The sequence below is a fragment of the Pseudomonas peradeniyensis genome (genome assembly GCF_014268935.2).
Lineage (GTDB): Bacteria > Pseudomonadota > Gammaproteobacteria > Pseudomonadales > Pseudomonadaceae > Aquipseudomonas > Aquipseudomonas peradeniyensis.
Genome location: NZ_JABWRJ020000002.1, coordinates 227,288 through 244,274, shown reverse-complemented (window position 1 = coordinate 244,274; position 16,987 = coordinate 227,288). Strand labels below are relative to the sequence as shown.

General features: G+C 67.1%; 13 protein-coding genes. 5 read left to right on the top strand and 8 right to left on the bottom strand.

Annotated elements, in window-relative coordinates; genetic code table 11:
• Positions 1–19 precede the first annotated feature (19 nt).
• A complete protein-coding gene (locus HU751_RS10565; protein WP_186733331.1) occupies positions 20–1,861 on the bottom strand; it encodes a flavin monoamine oxidase family protein in 1,842 nt (613 codons plus the stop codon).
• Between the two features lie 205 nt (positions 1,862–2,066).
• Between HU751_RS10565 and HU751_RS10560 the strand changes: the two genes are divergently transcribed.
• From HU751_RS10560 to HU751_RS10550, 3 genes are all read left to right on the top strand, one after another.
• The gene (locus HU751_RS10560) at positions 2,067–2,498 is read left to right on the top strand and encodes a hypothetical protein (protein WP_186733330.1); all 432 of its coding nucleotides are present in this window, start codon (positions 2,067–2,069) and stop codon (positions 2,496–2,498) included.
• A gap of 73 nt (positions 2,499–2,571) precedes the next feature.
• A complete protein-coding gene (locus tag HU751_RS10555) occupies positions 2,572–3,978 on the top strand; it encodes an adenosylmethionine--8-amino-7-oxononanoate transaminase (protein WP_186733329.1) in 1,407 nt (468 codons plus the stop codon).
• Positions 3,979–4,168: 190 nt separating this feature from the next.
• Entirely contained in the window at positions 4,169–4,888 is a 720-nt protein-coding gene (locus HU751_RS10550; protein ID WP_186733328.1) for a 16S rRNA (uracil(1498)-N(3))-methyltransferase, read from the top strand.
• Here the strand turns inward: HU751_RS10550 and trhA are convergent.
• The 7 genes from trhA to pilG form a co-directional block, all read right to left on the bottom strand.
• The gene (trhA, locus tag HU751_RS10545) at positions 4,885–5,502 is read right to left on the bottom strand and encodes a PAQR family membrane homeostasis protein TrhA (protein ID WP_186733327.1); all 618 of its coding nucleotides are present in this window, start codon (positions 5,500–5,502) and stop codon (positions 4,885–4,887) included. The genes HU751_RS10550 and trhA overlap by 4 nt on opposite strands.
• Positions 5,503–5,606: 104 nt before the next feature.
• On the bottom strand, positions 5,607–6,080 hold the full coding sequence (locus HU751_RS10540; protein ID WP_186733326.1) for a chemotaxis protein CheW: 474 nt from the start codon (positions 6,078–6,080) through the stop codon (positions 5,607–5,609).
• Positions 6,073–11,370 (bottom strand): Hpt domain-containing protein, encoded by a 5,298-nt coding sequence (locus HU751_RS10535; protein WP_367616955.1) that lies wholly within the window; start codon positions 11,368–11,370, stop codon positions 6,073–6,075. The genes HU751_RS10540 and HU751_RS10535 overlap by 8 nt, the downstream gene beginning before the upstream one ends.
• Entirely contained in the window at positions 11,367–13,391 is a 2,025-nt protein-coding gene (locus HU751_RS10530; RefSeq protein ID WP_186715997.1) for a methyl-accepting chemotaxis protein, read from the bottom strand. The genes HU751_RS10535 and HU751_RS10530 overlap by 4 nt, the downstream gene beginning before the upstream one ends.
• A 63-nt stretch (positions 13,392–13,454) precedes the next feature.
• Positions 13,455–14,009, bottom strand: coding sequence for a chemotaxis protein CheW (locus HU751_RS10525; RefSeq protein ID WP_166885909.1), 555 nt, complete (start codon positions 14,007–14,009; stop codon positions 13,455–13,457).
• On the bottom strand, positions 14,006–14,371 hold the full coding sequence (gene pilH / locus HU751_RS10520; protein ID WP_186733325.1) for a twitching motility response regulator PilH: 366 nt from the start codon (positions 14,369–14,371) through the stop codon (positions 14,006–14,008). Before pilH ends, HU751_RS10525 begins: the two co-directional genes overlap by 4 nt.
• A gap of 47 nt (positions 14,372–14,418) precedes the next feature.
• Positions 14,419–14,820, bottom strand: a complete 402-nt coding sequence (pilG, locus tag HU751_RS10515; protein WP_186733324.1) for a twitching motility response regulator PilG — start codon at positions 14,818–14,820, stop codon at positions 14,419–14,421.
• A gap of 185 nt (positions 14,821–15,005) precedes the next feature.
• Between pilG and gshB the strand changes: the two genes are divergently transcribed.
• Both gshB and HU751_RS10505 read left to right on the top strand, forming a co-directional pair.
• A complete protein-coding gene (gshB, locus tag HU751_RS10510; RefSeq protein ID WP_050707244.1) occupies positions 15,006–15,959 on the top strand; it encodes a glutathione synthase in 954 nt (317 codons plus the stop codon).
• A gap of 90 nt (positions 15,960–16,049) precedes the next feature.
• Entirely contained in the window at positions 16,050–16,949 is a 900-nt protein-coding gene (locus HU751_RS10505) for an energy transducer TonB (protein ID WP_186733323.1), read from the top strand.
• Positions 16,950–16,987 lie beyond the last annotated feature (38 nt).

Below are 16,987 nucleotides of genomic sequence, written 5' to 3'. Positions count from 1 at the left end.
GATGGCGGCTATAGCGAGATCAGCCGGCCTTGGCCTGGCTGTTGACCACCGGCTTCTTGGCCGGTTCCGACTTGGCAGTGGCCTTCTTCACCGGCGCCGGCTTGGCAGCGGGCTTGTGTGCCTGCTTGGCCGCAGGCTTGGCGGGAGCAGGCTTGGTGGCGGCAGGTTTAACCGCTTCCTCCTTGGCCACAGGTGCCGGGGCGACCGGCGCGGGGGCCGCTGCAGGCGCCGGGGCAACCTCCTCGGCCTTGGCGATCGGCGCGGTCTTGACCTCTGGCTTGTCAGCACCACCGAACAGGCGCGAGAAGAAGCCCGGCTTGTCCTGCTTGGCCTCCTCGACCTTCACCGGCTCCGCCTTGGCCGGCGCCTTGTCGGAACCGCCACCGAACAGGTTGGAGAAGAACCCGCCCTTGTCCTTTGCCGCCACGGCGCCCGCCGCTCCGGCGGCGGCAGCGGCGGCAACCGGTGCGGCCTTGGCCGGGTCGAAGGACTTGCCTGCCGCCAGGTCCTGGACCTGGCCCGCGGCGCGCTGGCCGCTGCGCAGTGCACCTTCGAGGGTGCCCGGGTAGAGTGCGTCGGTATGCTCGCCGGCAAAGGCGATGCGCTGGACCGGACGCTCCCACAGACGCCAGTACTTGCTGATCTGTCCTGGGCCGTAGGCCAGGTAGGCGCCCCCCATGCCGGCATCGGTGCTGTAACGACGTACTTCATAGCCGGTGAAGGCGCCACGGGCCTGCGGGTAGAAGGCGTGCAGGCGGATCAGCACCTGATCGACCATCTGCTTGTCACCGAAGGCCTGCAGCAGGCGAGCGTTGTCGCCGGACAGGTTGATCACCACGTTGGCGCCGCCCTTGAGCGCCGGTTCGATCCACAGCATGCCCAGGCCGGTGTTGGAGAAGATCTCGCCGGACATGCGCGCACGGCTTTCCCACACCGGGTTCTTGAACTTGAGCATCAGCTGGTCGCGCCAGCCGTAGTTGGTGCCCTTCAGCGCGGCCAGGTGCTGGTTGTCCAAGCCCGGGGTCATCTGGATCTTGGCCAGGGCCCGCAGCGGCACGGCCATGACCAGGTAATCGGCCTGGTAGCCCACGGCGCCGACCTTGACCGTCACCCCGTCCTTGTCCTGGACGATGGCGGTGACCGGCGAGCTGGTCTTGATGGTCTTGAGTTGCTTGACGAAGGCCTGGGCCAGCACCGGGCTACCACCCGGCAGGCGCGCGGCGCGCAGGTCGCGATCGCTGACGTTGCGGTAGACGCGGCTCTGTTGGGCGAAATACAACAGCGACAGGCGCGAAGGTTCGTCATAGCGGGTGCGGATCTGCTGGTTGACCAGCTGACGGGCGGTTGCCGGCAGTTGCAGCTTGTCGAGCCAGGTGGAGACGTTCATCTGGTCGAGGGCGAACAGGGTGCTGTTGGCCGCCGGATTCAGCGGGTCCTCGATGGAGCGGGCCAGGTCGTCGAGGGTCTTCTCATAACGCTTGAGGGCCTCGGCGGTGGCCGGTTGCTTGGCAACCAGATCGGTCGCGCTGAAGTACTCGCCGTCGATCAGGTAGCCCGGGGTGCGCACGAACTCCGGCGCCGCCAGGGTACCGACCTTGAACCGCTCCAGGTACTGGTTGAGCACCGGTTGGGTCTTGCTGTTGCCAATCCACTCGCTGGTGGCCAGCCCCGAACGCCCACCCATGCCAGATTTGGCTTCCAGCAGGGTGACCTGCCAGCCCTTGGCCTGCAGCTCATAGGCTGCGGTCAGGCCTGCCAGGCCACCACCGACGACGATCGCCGTCTTGTCCTTGGCCAGCGCGGCACCGCTGGACACCCCGATCAATACCAACGCGCACAGGCGCACCCAAGCAGCAGCCATGATGGCGAACTCCGGTTAGAGAAGCGATAGAAGAGACGGGGAAGAATGCCCCGGGAGAGATGCGTTAAGAATACGTCACCTCTGCCCACCCTGCCACCGCAGTGACATCAAGTGCTTTTGGCAACTGGTATTTTTGTCAGTAGCCCTATGTCGCAAGGGCAGGCAGGCTTGGCTCGCACACCAGAATCAGGCCGGAGAAACAGCGGTGATCTACACGGAAGACTTTGCCAGGTGGCAGCCGTCGGCGCCGATGCCGGAAATCACCTGGCGCACGCCCACGGGCCTGAGCATCATCTCCAATGGCATCTCCTACAGCTCACGCTACCAGACCGACGAAGGGCGTAGCGGCACGCAGCTGATCGTCCGAGGCCAGTGCGATATCGAGATCATCTTCGGCCAGACGGTCGATTGCCTGCTGCTCGAGGTGGAGATCAATACGCTGGGCAGCGCAACCTCGACCGCTTACTGGCTGACCCTGCGCGACCATGACTACACCGAGTTCATGCCCGGCCCCGCCACGCTGGGTACCTTCTGGCACGAGGTGCCCGGCCCCCTCGATCGCCTGGTCCTCTCCACCCTGCCGCTGTGCACCGTGCATGTGCGCCAGCTGGAATGGCGTCCGGCCTGGCGTCACTGAGCGGTTGTCCTGCCCTGCGGCATTGCTTAGGCTTACGCGGTCAAAACGAGCCGTAACGCCAGGAGAAGTGCCCATGGGCCTCAACGATCAGTGGATGCAACGCGACCTCAAGGTCCTGTGGCACCCCTGCACCCAGATGAAAGACCACGAGCAGCTGCCGCTGATCCCGATCCGCCGCGGCGAAGGCGTATGGCTCGAGGACTTCGAGGGCAAGCGCTACCTGGACGCGGTCAGCTCCTGGTGGGTCAACGTGTTCGGCCATGCCAACCCGCGCATCAACCAGCGCATCAAGGATCAGGTCGACCAGCTCGAGCACGTGATCCTGGCTGGTTTCAGCCACCAGCCGGCGATCGAGCTGTCCGAGCGCCTGGTGGCGATGACGCCGGCGGGTCTCGACCGGGTGTTCTACGCCGACAATGGCTCGTCGTGCATCGAAGTGGCGCTGAAGATGAGCTTCCACTACTGGCAGAACATCGGCAAACCGCAGAAAAAGCGCTTCGTCACCCTGACCAACAGCTACCACGGCGAGACCATCGCGGCGATGTCGGTGGGCGACGTGCCGCTGTTCACCGAGACCTACAAGGCGCTGCTGCTGGATACCATCAAGGTGCCGAGCCCGGACTGCTACCTGCGCCCCGAAGGCATGGGCTGGGAGGAGCACTCACGGAACATGTTCGCGGCCATGGAGCAGACCTTGGCCGAACATCACGCCAGCATCGCCGCGGTGATCGTCGAGCCGCTGATCCAGGGCGCCGGCGGCATGCGCATGTACCACCCGGTGTACCTCAAGCTGCTGCGCGAGGCCTGCGACCGTTACGACGTGCACCTGATCCACGACGAAATCGCCGTGGGCTTCGGCCGCACCGGCACGATGTTCGCCTGCGAGCAGGCCGGCATCCGCCCGGACTTCCTGTGCCTGTCCAAGGCCCTGACCGGCGGCTACCTGCCCCTGGCCGCCTGCCTGACCACCGACAAGGTGTACCAGGCCTTCTACGACGACTACCCGACCCTGCGCGCGTTCCTCCACTCGCACAGCTACACCGGCAACCCGCTGGCCTGCGCCGCGGCCCTGGCGACCCTGGACATCTTCGAGCAGGACAACATCATCGAGGCCAACAAGACCCTGTCGGCGCGCATGGCCAGCGCCACCGCGCACCTGGCCGATCACGCCCATGTCGCCGAGATCCGCCAGACCGGTATGGCCCTGGCCATCGAGATGGTCCAGGACAAGGCCAGCAAGACCGCCTACCCCTGGCAGGAGCGCCGCGGTCTGAAAGTCTTCGAGCATGCCCTGAGTCGTGGCGCGCTGCTGCGCCCGCTGGGCAGCGTGGTGTACTTCCTGCCGCCCTACGTGATCACCCCGGAGCAGATCGACTTCCTGGCCGAGGTGGCCAGTGAAGGGATCGACATCGCCACCCGTGACCGCGTCAGCGTGGCGGTGCCGGCCGACTTCCACCCGGATTTTCGCGATCCGGGCTAGGCCCATGCCTTCACACGGTCCCCTGTAGGAGCGGCCTTGTGCCGCGAAAGGGCCGCAAAGCGGCCCCGGCAATTTCTGCTGCGAAGCTGAAAACCTGGGGCTGCTGCGCAGCCCTTTCCGACCGGTCCGACGCCTCGGCAAGGCCGCTCCTACAGGGAACGATGCCCCCATTCAGATTCCGAGTAGAACCATGAGACTCTCCCGCTTCTTCATCGACGCCCCGCTTGGCCTTGGCGAGCACGAGCTCCCCGAAGCCCAGGCCCATTACATCGGCCGCGTGCTGCGCATGGCCGCCGGCGACGCCGTACAGCTGTTCGACGGCAGTGGCCAGGAATACCTCGGCCAACTGCTCGAGGTGGGCAAGAAAAGCGTGCGCGTCAGCCTCGACCAGGCTCTCCCCGGCCAGGCCGACTCGCCGCTGCACATTCATCTCGGCCAGGGCCTGTCCCGCGGCGAGCGCATGGACTGGGCGATCCAGAAGGCCACCGAACTGGGCGTCAACGAAATCACCCCGATCGTCAGCGAGCGCTGCGAAGTACGCCTGAAGGACGAGCGCGCCGACAAGCGCCTGGCCCACTGGCGCCAGGTGGCGATCAGTGCCTGCGAACAGTGCGGTCGCTCGACCCTGCCGGTCATCCACCCGCCAGTCACCCTGGCCGAATGGCTCAAGGGCACCGAAGCCGACCTCAAGCTGGTGCTGCACCCGGTGGCCGAACCGCTGACCAGTCACGAGAAACCTGCGAAGCTGGCCTTCCTGATCGGCCCGGAAGGCGGCCTGAGCGAGACCGAAGTCGAGCAGGCCAAGGCCAACGGCTACCACGCCGCCCGCCTCGGCCCACGGGTGCTGCGCACCGAGACCGCGCCAGTGGTGGCGTTGTCGGTGGCCCAGCAGTTGTGGGGCGATTTCTAACGCACGTAGAAGAACACCGCGACGAAGTGCATCAGGCTGCCGGCGATGACGAACAGGTGCCAGATGCCATGCCAGTGGCGGAACCGGCTGTCGAAGGCGAAGAAAATGATGCCGACGGTGTAGAACACACCGCCGGCCGCCAGCCAGGCAAAGCCGGCGCCGCCCAGGCTGTGCAGCAGCGGCTTGACCGCCACCAGCACGATCCAGCCCATCAGCGCGTAGATGACGATCGACAGGATCCGCGCCTCCGAGCGCGGCTTGATCTCCTGCAGCATGCCGACCAGCGCCAGCCCCCAGACCACGCCGAACAGGCTCCAGCCCCACGGCCCGCGCAGGCTGACCAAGCAGAAGGGCGTGTAGCTGCCGGCGATCAGCAGGTAGATCGACAGGTGGTCGAGCTTGCGCATGATCCGCTTCGCCCGTCCTCGCGTGCTGTGATAGAGGGTGGAGATGCTGTAGAGCAACAGCAGGGTGAAGCCGTAGATGGAAAAGCTGACGATCTTCCAGGGATCGCCCTGCAGACCGGCCACGACAATCAGCCAGACCGCGCCAATGCAGGCCAGGACCGCACCGACCAGGTGGGTCCAGGCGTTGAAACGTTCACCATGGTACATGCAAGCAAAGACCTCGCTATGCCGGTCGGGTTCCTGAAAGGTCGTTCCCACACCTTGTCGTGGGAGCGGGCTTGCCCCGCGATAGGGCCCGCCCAGACACCATCCTAGTCGGCTACAGGTTGCAGTTGCGCGTCACGCACCAATCTTTCCAACCCCGCCAGGTCAGGCACTCGCGCCACCTGTTCACCCACCTGCACTGCCGCCAGCTCCAGCCCCGCCAACGGCACATCGACATAATTCAGCTGGCTGTCGAGCTTGCACGAGCGCGGGATCCCCTGCAGCAGCAATGCCAGATAACGCAACCCGGTATCCCCCAGGGCGTTGAGCACCACCACCCGCGCCCGCTCGCCGCAAGGCGTCTGCCCGCCACAGGTGGCCTCGAAGCCGATCAACGGCAGCCGTTGCTGGCGCCAGTCCACCCAGCCCAGATGCCAGGCCGGCTCCCCCGGTTCACAGGCGATGACACGGTGACCGATCAGTTCGGCCACCGCCACGTTGGGCAACACCAGGGTGCGGTCGCCCAGGGGCAGCAACAACCCGGTCAGGCTGCTGCGCTGCCCGGCAATATGTTCAAGCATGGGGTCGGCTCCAGTGGGCGATACTTTGCAGCAGCACCGACTCCTGGTACGGCTTGCCGAGGTAGTCGTTGACGCCGATGGCCATGGCCCGGTCGCGGTGCTTCTGGCCGGTACGCGAGGTGATCATGATGATCGGCAACTGGCTCAGACGCTCATCGCGGCGGATCCGCGTGGCCACTTCGAAGCCGTCCATGCGCGGCATCTCGATATCCAGCAACAACACATCCGGACGGTGCTCCTCGAGCAACGCCATGGCATCGACGCCGTCCTTGGCCGTCAGCACGCTCATGCCGTGCCGCTCGAGCAGGCGGCTGGTGACCTTGCGCACGGTCACCGAGTCGTCCACCACCATCACCAGCAATGGCCGCCGAGGCACCGGTCCGGTCAGCCCATGCGCCCCCTCGGCCACGCCCGGCAGGCGTGCCAGGCGCCGTTGCTGGCCGCGCAACTGGCCGAGCAGGTCGAGAATCAGCACCACCCGCCCGTCACCCAGCAATGTGGCGCCGGACAACCCCGGCACCGCGGCGAACTGCGGGCCGAGACTCTTGACCACGATCTCGCGGCTGGGCGACAGACTGTCCACATGGATGGCGAACGACTGCTCGTGGGAATGGGTCAGCAGCACCGGCAGCGGAACGCTCTGCCCCAGCAGCCCGGGCTGGCCGCCGCCCTGCAACAGGTCGCCGAGGTAGCGCAGCGCGTAATCGTGGCCGGCATAGCTGTAGCGCGGCGGGTCGAGCCGGTAACAGGCCTCCAGCTCCGCCGGCGGCACGCGCACGATGCCCTCGATGGTGTTCAGCGGGATGGCGTACTGCTCCTCCTCCACGTGCACCATCAGCGCCCGGTTCACCGACACGGTGAACGGCAGGCGAATCAGGAAACGCGCGCCCTTGCCGGGGCTGGACTCGATGCTCATCGAGCCGCCCAGTTGCTTGACCTCTTCATGGACCACGTCCATGCCCAGGCCGCGCCCGGAGATCTGGGTGATCTTCTCGGCCGTGGAGAACCCGGGGCGCAGGATGAACTGCAGGATCTCGTGGTCGCTCAGGCGCGCCTGCGGATCGAGCAGGCCGCGCTTGATCGCCTTGTTGCGCACCGCTTCCAGCGGCACCCCGGCGCCGTCGTCGCTCATCTCGATGACGATGTCGGCGCCTTCGTGCAGCAGATTCAGGTGGATGGTGCCCTGCTCCGGCTTGCCGGCCGCCAGGCGCGCCTCGCGGGCCTCAAGGCCATGGTCGACGGCATTGCGCAGCATGTGCTCGAGTGGCGCGACCATGCGTTCGAGCACGCTGCGGTCGAGCTCGCCCTCGGCGTTGCCAACCACCAGTTCGACCTGCTTGCCCAGCTCGCTGGCCACCTGCCGTACCACCCGCTGCAAACGGGGTACCAGGCGCTCGAAGGGCACCATCAGGGTGGCGGTCAGGCCCTCCTGCAGCTGGCTGTTGACCCTCGCCTGCTGCTGCAGGAGGCTGTAGGCTTCCTGGGCCCTCTGCAGCAGGGTTTCCTTGAGGTCGAGCAGGTCCGAGGTGGACTCGAACAACGCCCGCGACAATTGCTGCAGCTGTGAATGGCGGTCCATCTCCAGCGGGTCGAAATCGTCATAGGCGTCACCCTCGAACTGGTGACGGCTGGAAATCCGCCCCTGGGTCTCGATGTCCAGGCGCAGCAGCTGGTCGCGCATGCGCTCCAGCGTGGTTTCCATCTCGTTCAGCGCAAACTGGGCGTCATTCACCTGCTGCTCGATGCGCCCGCGGATCACCGAGTGCTCACCGGCCAGGTTGCCCAGGTCGTCGAGCAACTCGGCATCGACCTTGACCATGTCACCCGCCCGCTCGGGGGCGGCAACCGGGGTCTCGGCAGGAGCGACTTCGGCTTGGGGCTGGCCGGCGGCGCTGTCGGTCAGGGCGGCGCTGGAGAAGTTGCGGATGTAGTCGATCAGCGCCGTGGCCGCGTGCAACGGCTCGCCCAGGCGCGCCGCATCGAGCATGTGCGCCAGGCGGTCATGGCAGTTCTGCAGCAGGCTGAACAAGGCCGGCGTCGACGGCAGGCGCCCGGCGGCCAGCAGTTCGTAGAGGAATTCCAGTTCGTGGGCAAGGTCGCCGATAGCGGCAATCTCGACCATGCGCGCGCCGCCCTTGAGCGTGTGCAGGTCGCGCAGCAGGTTCTCCACCTCGACCGTGTTGCGCGGGTCGGCCTGCCAGCGCGCCAGGGACTCGGCGGCGCTCTCGAGGATATCGGAGCTCTCTTCGAGGAAAACCTCCAGCAGCTCCTTGTCGCCCTCGGTTTCTTCGTTGTCGTCCTGCGGCTCGGAGGCGACGGGAGGCGGGGCGCTGTGGCGGAACTCGCGCAATTCGCCCAGCAACGCCACCGCCGACAGCGGTGCCTGGCCCTCGCGCAGGCTGCGCAGCATTTCGGCCAGGGCGTCATGGCTGCGCCGGAGCAGCTCGAACAGGGCCGGGCTGGCCCCCAGCCGGCGGTCCACCAAGCCTTCGTAGAGCAGCGCCAGCTCCTGGGCCAGCACCTCGACGGCGCCGATCGCCGCCATCTGCGCCCCGCCCTTGAGGGTGAGCACATCGTGCTGCAGCGCCGACAGCGGCGACAGGCTGTCCGGATCGGACTTCCATTGCCGCAAGGCCTGGTCGGCACCGTCGAGGATGTCCCCGGCTTCTTCGAGGAACAGCTCGACCACCGCCGGGTCCGGCAACTCGCCTGGAGTCGTCAGCACTGTCACGCCATTCGCCCCGACCAGCCCCAGGGCGGCAGGGTCGAGGGCATCGTCGAGCAGGCCATGCAGGGCCGCCAGGCATTCGGGCCGGGGATTCGGGTCCTGGCCGGCAGCTATCTCGTCGAACAGGTCGAGCAGCGCCTCATGGGCTTGCCGGGCGACGGCGAAGAAGCGCGGCGTGACCGCCAGGCTGCCCTCCTCCACCGCGCCATACAGGTCCAGCAGCCCTTCGCAGACCTCATCCACCTGCCACAACTCGGCCTGGTGCGCGCCGTGAGCGAGGGTGGTCATCTCCTCGAGCAGCAGGTGCAACTCATGGTGTTGCGCGGGATCGCCCTGCCAGTTGGCGAGCCGCGCCTCGGCATCGAGCAGGATATCCATGCCCATGGTCAGGAAGGTGGCCGTCAGCTGCGGATCGCGTCGGATCCGGCGCGGCGGATGCGGCTCGGCCTGGAGTTGGGCCAACCGGGCGTCAACCGTCTGCCCGACCTGTTCGATCAGCCCGGCGGCCCCTGGGATCGGCGCCAGCGGCGTGCTGCCCAGCTGGGCCAGGCCCAGGTGCAACAGCGAGCGCGCCGCCTCCAGCAGTTCGATCTCGGCCACTTGCAGGGGCAACTGGTGCCCCTTGTATTCACGCACCAGGCGGTCTAGGGCGGTGGCCAGTTCCGCTACCGGCATCACGCCGGCCATGGCGGCGCTGCCCTTGAGGGTGTGCAGGGCGCGTTGCAGGCTGTCGTTGACCGCGATGCCCCGGCCGTCGACCGTCTGCAGGAACCCATCGAGCCCGGCCAAATGGCCCTGGGCCTCGTTGCGGAAGATCTCCAGCAAGTGCGGATCGAGGCCATCGATACTGGCGCTGACCGGCGTGTCGTTGAGCGCCAACGCATGCAGGTGCCCGGCCAGCTGCTCGATCTCGGCCGTGGGCGGCAACTGGCTGGCGGCGAAATCAGCGAGCAGGTCGGGCAGGCGCACAAACACCTGCTGCAGGGCCACCAAGCCTTCGGCGCTGAGCACGATGCGCCCTTCCAGCACCCGATTGAGCAGGTGCTCGGCGCCCCAGGCCAGCTCGGCCACGGCTTCGGCATGGACCATCCGCCCGCTGCCCTTGAGTGTATGCAGTGCCCGCCGCACCTCGATCAACGCCTCGCGCAGGCCGTTGTCGGCGCGCCAGCGCAGCCATTGACGCTCGATTTCCGGCAGCAGCTCGCCAGCCTCTTCGAGGAACACCTCGCGCAACTCATCGTCGATACCGTCCAGCGCCTGCTCACCGCCCGCGGTTGACGTGTCGCGCGCGCACTGCACGCCCAGCGCGGCCAAGCTGGCGTGGGCCATGTCGATGAAGCGCTGGGCGTCGGCCAGCGGATCGGCCACCCGCCATTGCAACCAGGCCTCGCCGGCACTCAGGGCATCGGCCAGGTGCGCCAGCTCGTCCGCTTGCGGCTCATCCTCCAGGTGCACCAGCCAGCCTTGCACATAGCCCGCGCAACCGGCGAACACCTCGGCGGCGGTCGGCAGCATCAGCATCGCCAGCGCCCCGCGCACCTGTTGCAGCAACCCGGGCAGGGCTTGCAGACGCTGGCGTGACCAGTCGGACTCCAGGCAATCGCCGATCAGGTCCTTGGCCTGCTGCAGCACGTTGAGCGATTCGTTGAGCACCAGCAGGCGGATTTCGGCCAGGTCCGAGCCGGGCAGGCTGCCGGGGCTGATTTCCTCCAGCGGACCGACCATGCCGTTGAGGGTGGCCTCGACATACAGCAGTGCCCCGGCGACATCCATCAGCACCGCCTCGTCCACGCCGCCGTCTTTTTCGACCAGTGCCTGCAACGCCAGCACCTGGTCGATGATCACCCGCCGCGGCTGCTGGAAGCCAAGCACCGCCAGGGTATCAGCCACGTGCCGCAAGGGCGGCAGCAGCGCCTCCAGTGGCTCGCTGGGCGAGCGCTCGCCACCGACGAAGGGGTCGAGGCGATCCTTGATGCGCATCAGGTCGTCACACAGGGCCATCACCACCGAACGCAGCGCGTCACGCCCGGGGCCGGCCTGCATGTGTTCGCGCCAGCTGCCCAGGGACAGGTCGAGGTTGGCCAGGTCCGCCGCGCCGGCCAGCCGTTGCCCCAGGTCGCCCAGCAGGCTGCCCTGGGCCAGGGGTTCGGCGCCACGGCAAACCCGCAGCTGGTTGAGCAGTGGCATGACCACCAGCGGCAGGTCGTGGCGCGCGCCACGCAGGCGGTCCAGGTACGGCGGCAATTGCTCGAGCCCGCGGAACAGCGCGCCCAGGCAATCGCCACGCGGGCTCACCTGGCCGTCGGCCATGGCCCGCCCGAGCAGCTCCAGCTCTTCGGCCAGGCGCATCGCGCCCGGCAAGGCGAGCATGTGCAGACAGCCGTGGACCTGGTGCAGGTTGTCGACGAAGAACGCCAGCATCGAAAGGTCGCCCGGCTCCGCCGAGAAACGCTCCAGGGCCTGGCGTGCCTGGCCCAGGCAATCGAGGATCGGCGCCTTGGTCCAGGCCAGGGCCACCGTGTCGTGACGCTCGCCGGGCGCGTTCAGGTTCGCCTCGTTCACGAGCGCTCCACCGGTTTTGGCAAGGTGAAGCCGGACACCGAGCGGCGCATCTCACTGGCCATGCGCGCCAGGTGGCGGATGCTGTCGGCGGTGGCGCCGGAGCCGGCGGAGGTCTGCGCAGTGATTTGCTGGATCACCGCCATGGTGTGGGAAATCTGCCCGGCCGAGGAGGTCTGCAACTGGGCGGCGTCGGAGATGCTGTGGATAAGTTCGGCCATGGTCTGCGAAACGCCCTCGATTTCCGCCAGGGCCACCCCGGCATCCTGCGCCAGGCGCGCGCCACGCACCACTTCGGCGGTGGTCTGTTCCATGGAAATCACCGCCTCGTTGGTGTCGACCTGGATGGTCCGTACCAGCGCCTCGATCTGCCGGGTCGCCGAGGAGGATCGCTCGGCCAGGCGCTGCACCTCGTCGGCGACCACGGCGAAGCCACGACCGGCCTCGCCGGCCAGCGAAGCCTGGATCGCCGCGTTGAGGGCGAGGATGTTGGTCTGCTCGGCAATATCGTCGATCAGGCTGACGATATCGCCGATCTCCTGGGACGACTCGCCCAGGCGCTTGATTCGCTTGGCGGTGTCCTGGATCTGCTCGCGGATGTTGTCCATGCCGTGGATGGTGTTGTGCACCACCTCGTTGCCCTTGTTGGCGATGGCCACCGAGCGCTCGGCCACCTTGGCCGACTCGTAGGCGTGGGCCGAGACCCGGTCGATCGACTCGACCATGTCGCCTACTGCCTCGGAGGCCTCGCTGATCTGCTCGGCCTGGTGCTCGGAGGCCTTGGCCAACTGGCGGGCGGTGTTCTGGGTGTCCTGCACGGCGGCGGCGACCTGCTCGGCGCTGTGGTTGATGGTGGCGACCAGGTCGCGCAGCTGGTCGACCGAGTAGTTGATCGAGTCGGCGATGGCGCCGGTGAAGTCCTCGGTGACCGACACGGTGACGGTCAGGTCGCCGTCGGCCAGCTCCTCGATCTCGTCGAGCAAGCGCATGATCGCCTGCTGGTTGCGTTCGTTCTTCTCGGCGGTCTCGCGCAGCTGGCGGTGGGTGGCACGCACCATCACCAGGCCGATGAGGATGATCGAGGCCAGCGCCAGCAGGCCGAGCACGTAGCCGCCGACGGTGTCCAGGGTGCGCCCGCCGGCCAGGTTCTCGAAACCGTTGGCCAGGTGCGAGGCCTCGTCGAGCAAAGTCTGCGACAGGCTGAAGATGTTGCCGGCGGCCTCGCGTACGCGAAACAGCTCGGGCGAGGTCTCGAGGATCTCGTCCACCGAGCCCGAGACGAACTGGAACAACTCGGCGATCTCGGCCAGCCGCGCCCGGGCATCGGCGTCCTCGACCCGGGTGACCTGGATCGCCGGGTTGCCGGCGAGCATGCCTTCGAGCACCTGGCCGAAACGGCTGGCATCGCGGCCAAAGGCATCGGCGGCCTGAACCGAGGTCTCGTCGCCGGCGAGCACGGTGTTGACCGAGCCGAGAATGCGTTCGGCCAGCAGCAACTGGCGCTGGGCCACCGCCACCTGGTTGGCCGGCGCACCGCTCTGCAGCAGGATCTCCACCACCTTCTCGTATTCGACCTGCAGCTGCGGCACGGTCTCGGCCAGGGTGGCCGCCACCTGGTGCAGCGACAGCACGGTCTGTTCGCTGGCGAGGATGGTGTCGGTGTTCTTGCGCAGGTTCTCCCAATCCTGGCGCACCGCGTCCATCTCGTCGCGCACCGTCACCGGCGCGGCGGGCAGGCCGGTGGTCTTGTCGCCCTCGCGCAGGTAGCTCCAGCGCCGCTCGAAGTCGTTGCGTGCATCGCTGAGCAGCTTGAACGCCAGCGCCTTGCCCGCCGCCGCCTCGGTGGCGTTCTTGGCGATACGCTGGGACAGCACGCGCAGCTCGCCGGCATGGCCGATGTACTGCTTGTCGTGGTTGGCCTGGGTGTTGAGGTAGGCGAAGTTGGCGAACAGCAGGACGATCGACAGGATCAGCACCACGAACAGCACGGTGATCTGCGCGGTGCTGCGCGGGCGCTGGGCCACGGCGGCCGGCGAGACGCCGGCGGTGGCAACGGAAGGTCCTGGCTTGTTCACGTCGAAAATCCTCTACAACGCCACATCGAGAAAACCCGGGGCCTGAGCCAGGGCGAACGGGCTGAAGATCGCCCAGTTGCGTTCACGGGGAAAATGGCCCTGCACGAAGGGCGCGGCCGCGCGAATCAGCGGTTGCGGCGGTGACAGCTCGAGGCTGCTCAGGGCGAAGTGCTGCAGGCCGACCACCTCGTCCACCAGCAGCCCGGCGAACAGCTCCTCGTGGTCCAGCACCAGCACCCGCCGTTGCTTGCCCGCCGCCGCCGGGCCGAGGCCGAAAAATGCGCACAAGTCCATCACCGGCAACAGCCGCCCGCGCAGGTTGGCCACCCCGCGAACCCACGGCTGCACGCCCGGCACCCGACTGCTGCGGGGCTCGCGCAGCACCTCGGCGACCTCGCCCATAGGCGCGACGAACCACTGCCCGGCGATGCGAAAGCCGATGCCGCTCCACTGCTGCAGACGGGTGTCCTGCGGTGGCTGGTCGGCCACCAGCAGGCGGCAGCGCCGGTCAATGTCCAGCAAAAGCTCGAAGGCGGTCAGCGACGCGCCCTGGGGGCGGGTGGTCAAGCGCCGAGCACTTCTTTCAGCTTGGCGATCAGCGCCTCTTCCTCCACCGGCTTGGTCAGGAAATCGCGGGCGCCCTGGCGCTGGGCCCAGATGCGGTCGGTTTCCTGGTCCTTGGTGGTCACCACGATCACCGGAATGGTGCTGGTTTCCGGGTCCTTGCTCAGTTGCCGGGTGGCCTGGAAGCCGTTCATGCCGGGCATGACGATGTCCATCAGCACGGCATCGGGCTTCTCCTGGCGGGCCAGGGCCACGCCGTCGGCGCCATTGTCGGCCTTGAGCACCCCATAGCCGCTTTTCTCCAGCCATTCGGTCAATCTGTACATCTCTGTCGGCGAGTCGTCGACAATCAGAATTCGGGCCATGCTGTTTCCCCATCAGGAAATAGAGACGCCGTCCGGCGAGGGCGGCGTCAGGGTGCGTGTGGGTCCTGCGCGACGAAGCCGGGCACACTGGCGCGGATCGCGTCGAGCAGTTCTTCCTTGCTGAACGGTTTGGTCAGGAACTGGTCGGAGCCGACCACCCGGCCGCGGGCCTTGTCGAACAGGCCATCGCGTGAAGAGAGCAGGATCACCGGGGTGTCCTTGAACGCGTTGTTGTGCTTGATGATGGCGCAGGTCTGGTAACCGTCAAGGCGCGGCATCAGCACATCGACGAAGATGATCCGGGGCTTGTGGTCGACGATCTTGGCCAGGGCGTCGAAGCCGTCACTGGCGGTGATCACCTCGCAGCCGGCCTCGCCGAGCAACATCTGCGCGGTGCGGCGGATCGTGCGGGAGTCGTCGATCACCATCACCTTCAGGGGTTGTTCCATAGTTGCGCTTCTGCCTGGGAGCGAATTCGCCAAAAGGCCGTGCAGGCCATGTGCCTGGCCTTTTTAACACAGTCCCGAGGGCCATTCCATCCGCCCGCCCCTTGACCGTGGGCGCGCCCGGCGCCACCCTGAGCCACTTTTCTTTCGTGCCATCGCGGCCACCCGCCGCCAAGAGGAACTACCCCATGAGCGTTCGCCTCGGGATTGTCATGGACCCCATCGCGTCCATCTCCTACAAAAAGGACAGCTCGCTGGCCATGCTGCTGGCCGCCCAGGCCCGTGGCTGGAGCCTGTTCTACATGGAACAGCGCGACCTGTACCAGGCCCAGGGCAAGGCCCGCGCGCGGATGCGCCCGCTCAAGGTGTTCGCCGACCCGGCCCGCTGGTTCGAGCTGGACGAAGAGCAGGACAGCCCGCTGGCCGAGCTGGACGTGATCCTGATGCGCAAGGACCCGCCCTTCGACATGGAGTTCGTCTACAGCACCTACCTGCTGGAGCAGGCCGAGGCCGAAGGCGTGCTGGTGGTCAACCGCCCGCAGAGCCTGCGCGACTGCAACGAGAAGCTGTTCGCCACGCTGTTCCCGCAGTGCACGCCGCCGACCCTGGTCAGCCGCCGTCCGGACATCATCCGCGCCTTCGCCGCCGAGCATGGCGACGTGATCCTCAAGCCGCTGGACGGCATGGGCGGCACCTCGATCTTCCGTCACCGGGCCGGTGATCCCAACCTGTCGGTGATCCTCGAGACCCTGACCGCGCTCGGCGCCCAGCAGATCATGGCCCAGGCCTACCTGCCGGCGATCAAGGACGGCGACAAGCGCATCCTGATGATCGACGGCGAGCCGGTGGACTACTGCCTGGCGCGCATCCCGGCCAGCGGCGAGACCCGCGGCAACCTGGCCGCCGGCGGACGCGGCGAAGCCCGGCCGTTGAGCGAGCGCGACCGCTGGATCGCCGCCCAGGTCGGCCCGACCCTGCGCGAAAAGGGCCTGCTGTTCGTCGGCCTGGACGTGATCGGCGACTACCTCACCGAGATCAACGTCACCAGCCCGACCTGCATCCGCGAGATCGACGCGGCCTACAACACCGACATTGGCGGCCGTTTGATGGACGCCATTGATCGCCAGTTGCAGGCGCGCTGACCGCCGACACGTGGCAAACCCGCGGAGTGGGGTATGATGCCGGTCCTTTTTCGCTGACCTGCGCCCTGTTTCGCGGTTGCTGGATACCTGATGACGCTGCCTGCCGACATCCCCGCCGACCTGTTGCCACCCCGCGTTCGCCCGGTGGACCGGCTCGGTTTCACCCTGTTCCTGGCCGCCCTGGTGCACCTGGCACTGATCCTGGGCGTGGGTTTCACCGTGGTCAAGCCGGCTGATATCCGCCACACCATGGACATCACCCTGGCCACCTTCAAGAGCGAGAAGGCGCCCGAGAAGGCCGATTTCCAGGCCCAGGAAAACCAGCAGGGCAGCGGCACCCTGGAAAAGAAGGCGGTGCCCAAGACCACCGAGGTCGCGCCGTTCCAGGACAGCAAGATCAACAAGATCACCCCGCCACCGGCGGCGAAACCGGAAACGCCGCCTGCACCAGCGAAGTCGGTGGTCGCCACCCAGGCGCCGAAAACCCAGAAGGTCGAGCCCAAGCCGAAGGAAAGCAAGCCGCAGCCCAAGCCCGAAGCCAAGGTGCCGGACTTCGACAGCTCGCAGCTGTCCAGCCAGATCGCCAGCCTCGAGGCCGAGCTGTCCCATGAACAGCAACTGTATGCCAAGCGCCCGCGCATCCATCGTCTGAACGCCGCCTCGACCCTGCGCGACAAGGGCGCCTGGTACAAGGAAGAGTGGCGCAAGAAGGTCGAACGCATCGGCAACCTCAACTACCCCGAGGAAGCCCGACGCCAGCAGATGTACGGCAGTCTGCGAATGATGGTGTCGATCAACCGCGATGGCTCGCTGTACGAAGTACTGGTGCTGGAATCGTCGGGCCAGCCGGTACTGGACCAGGCGGCCCAGCGCATCGTGCGCCTGGCGGCGCCGTTCGCGCCGTTCACCGGCGACCTGGCGGAATTCGACCGCCTGGAGATCATCCGCACCTGGCGCTTCGCCCGCGGGGACAAGCTGTCGAGCAACTGACCCTTAGGAGCTGCTGACGATGTCGTGGGAGCGGGAGT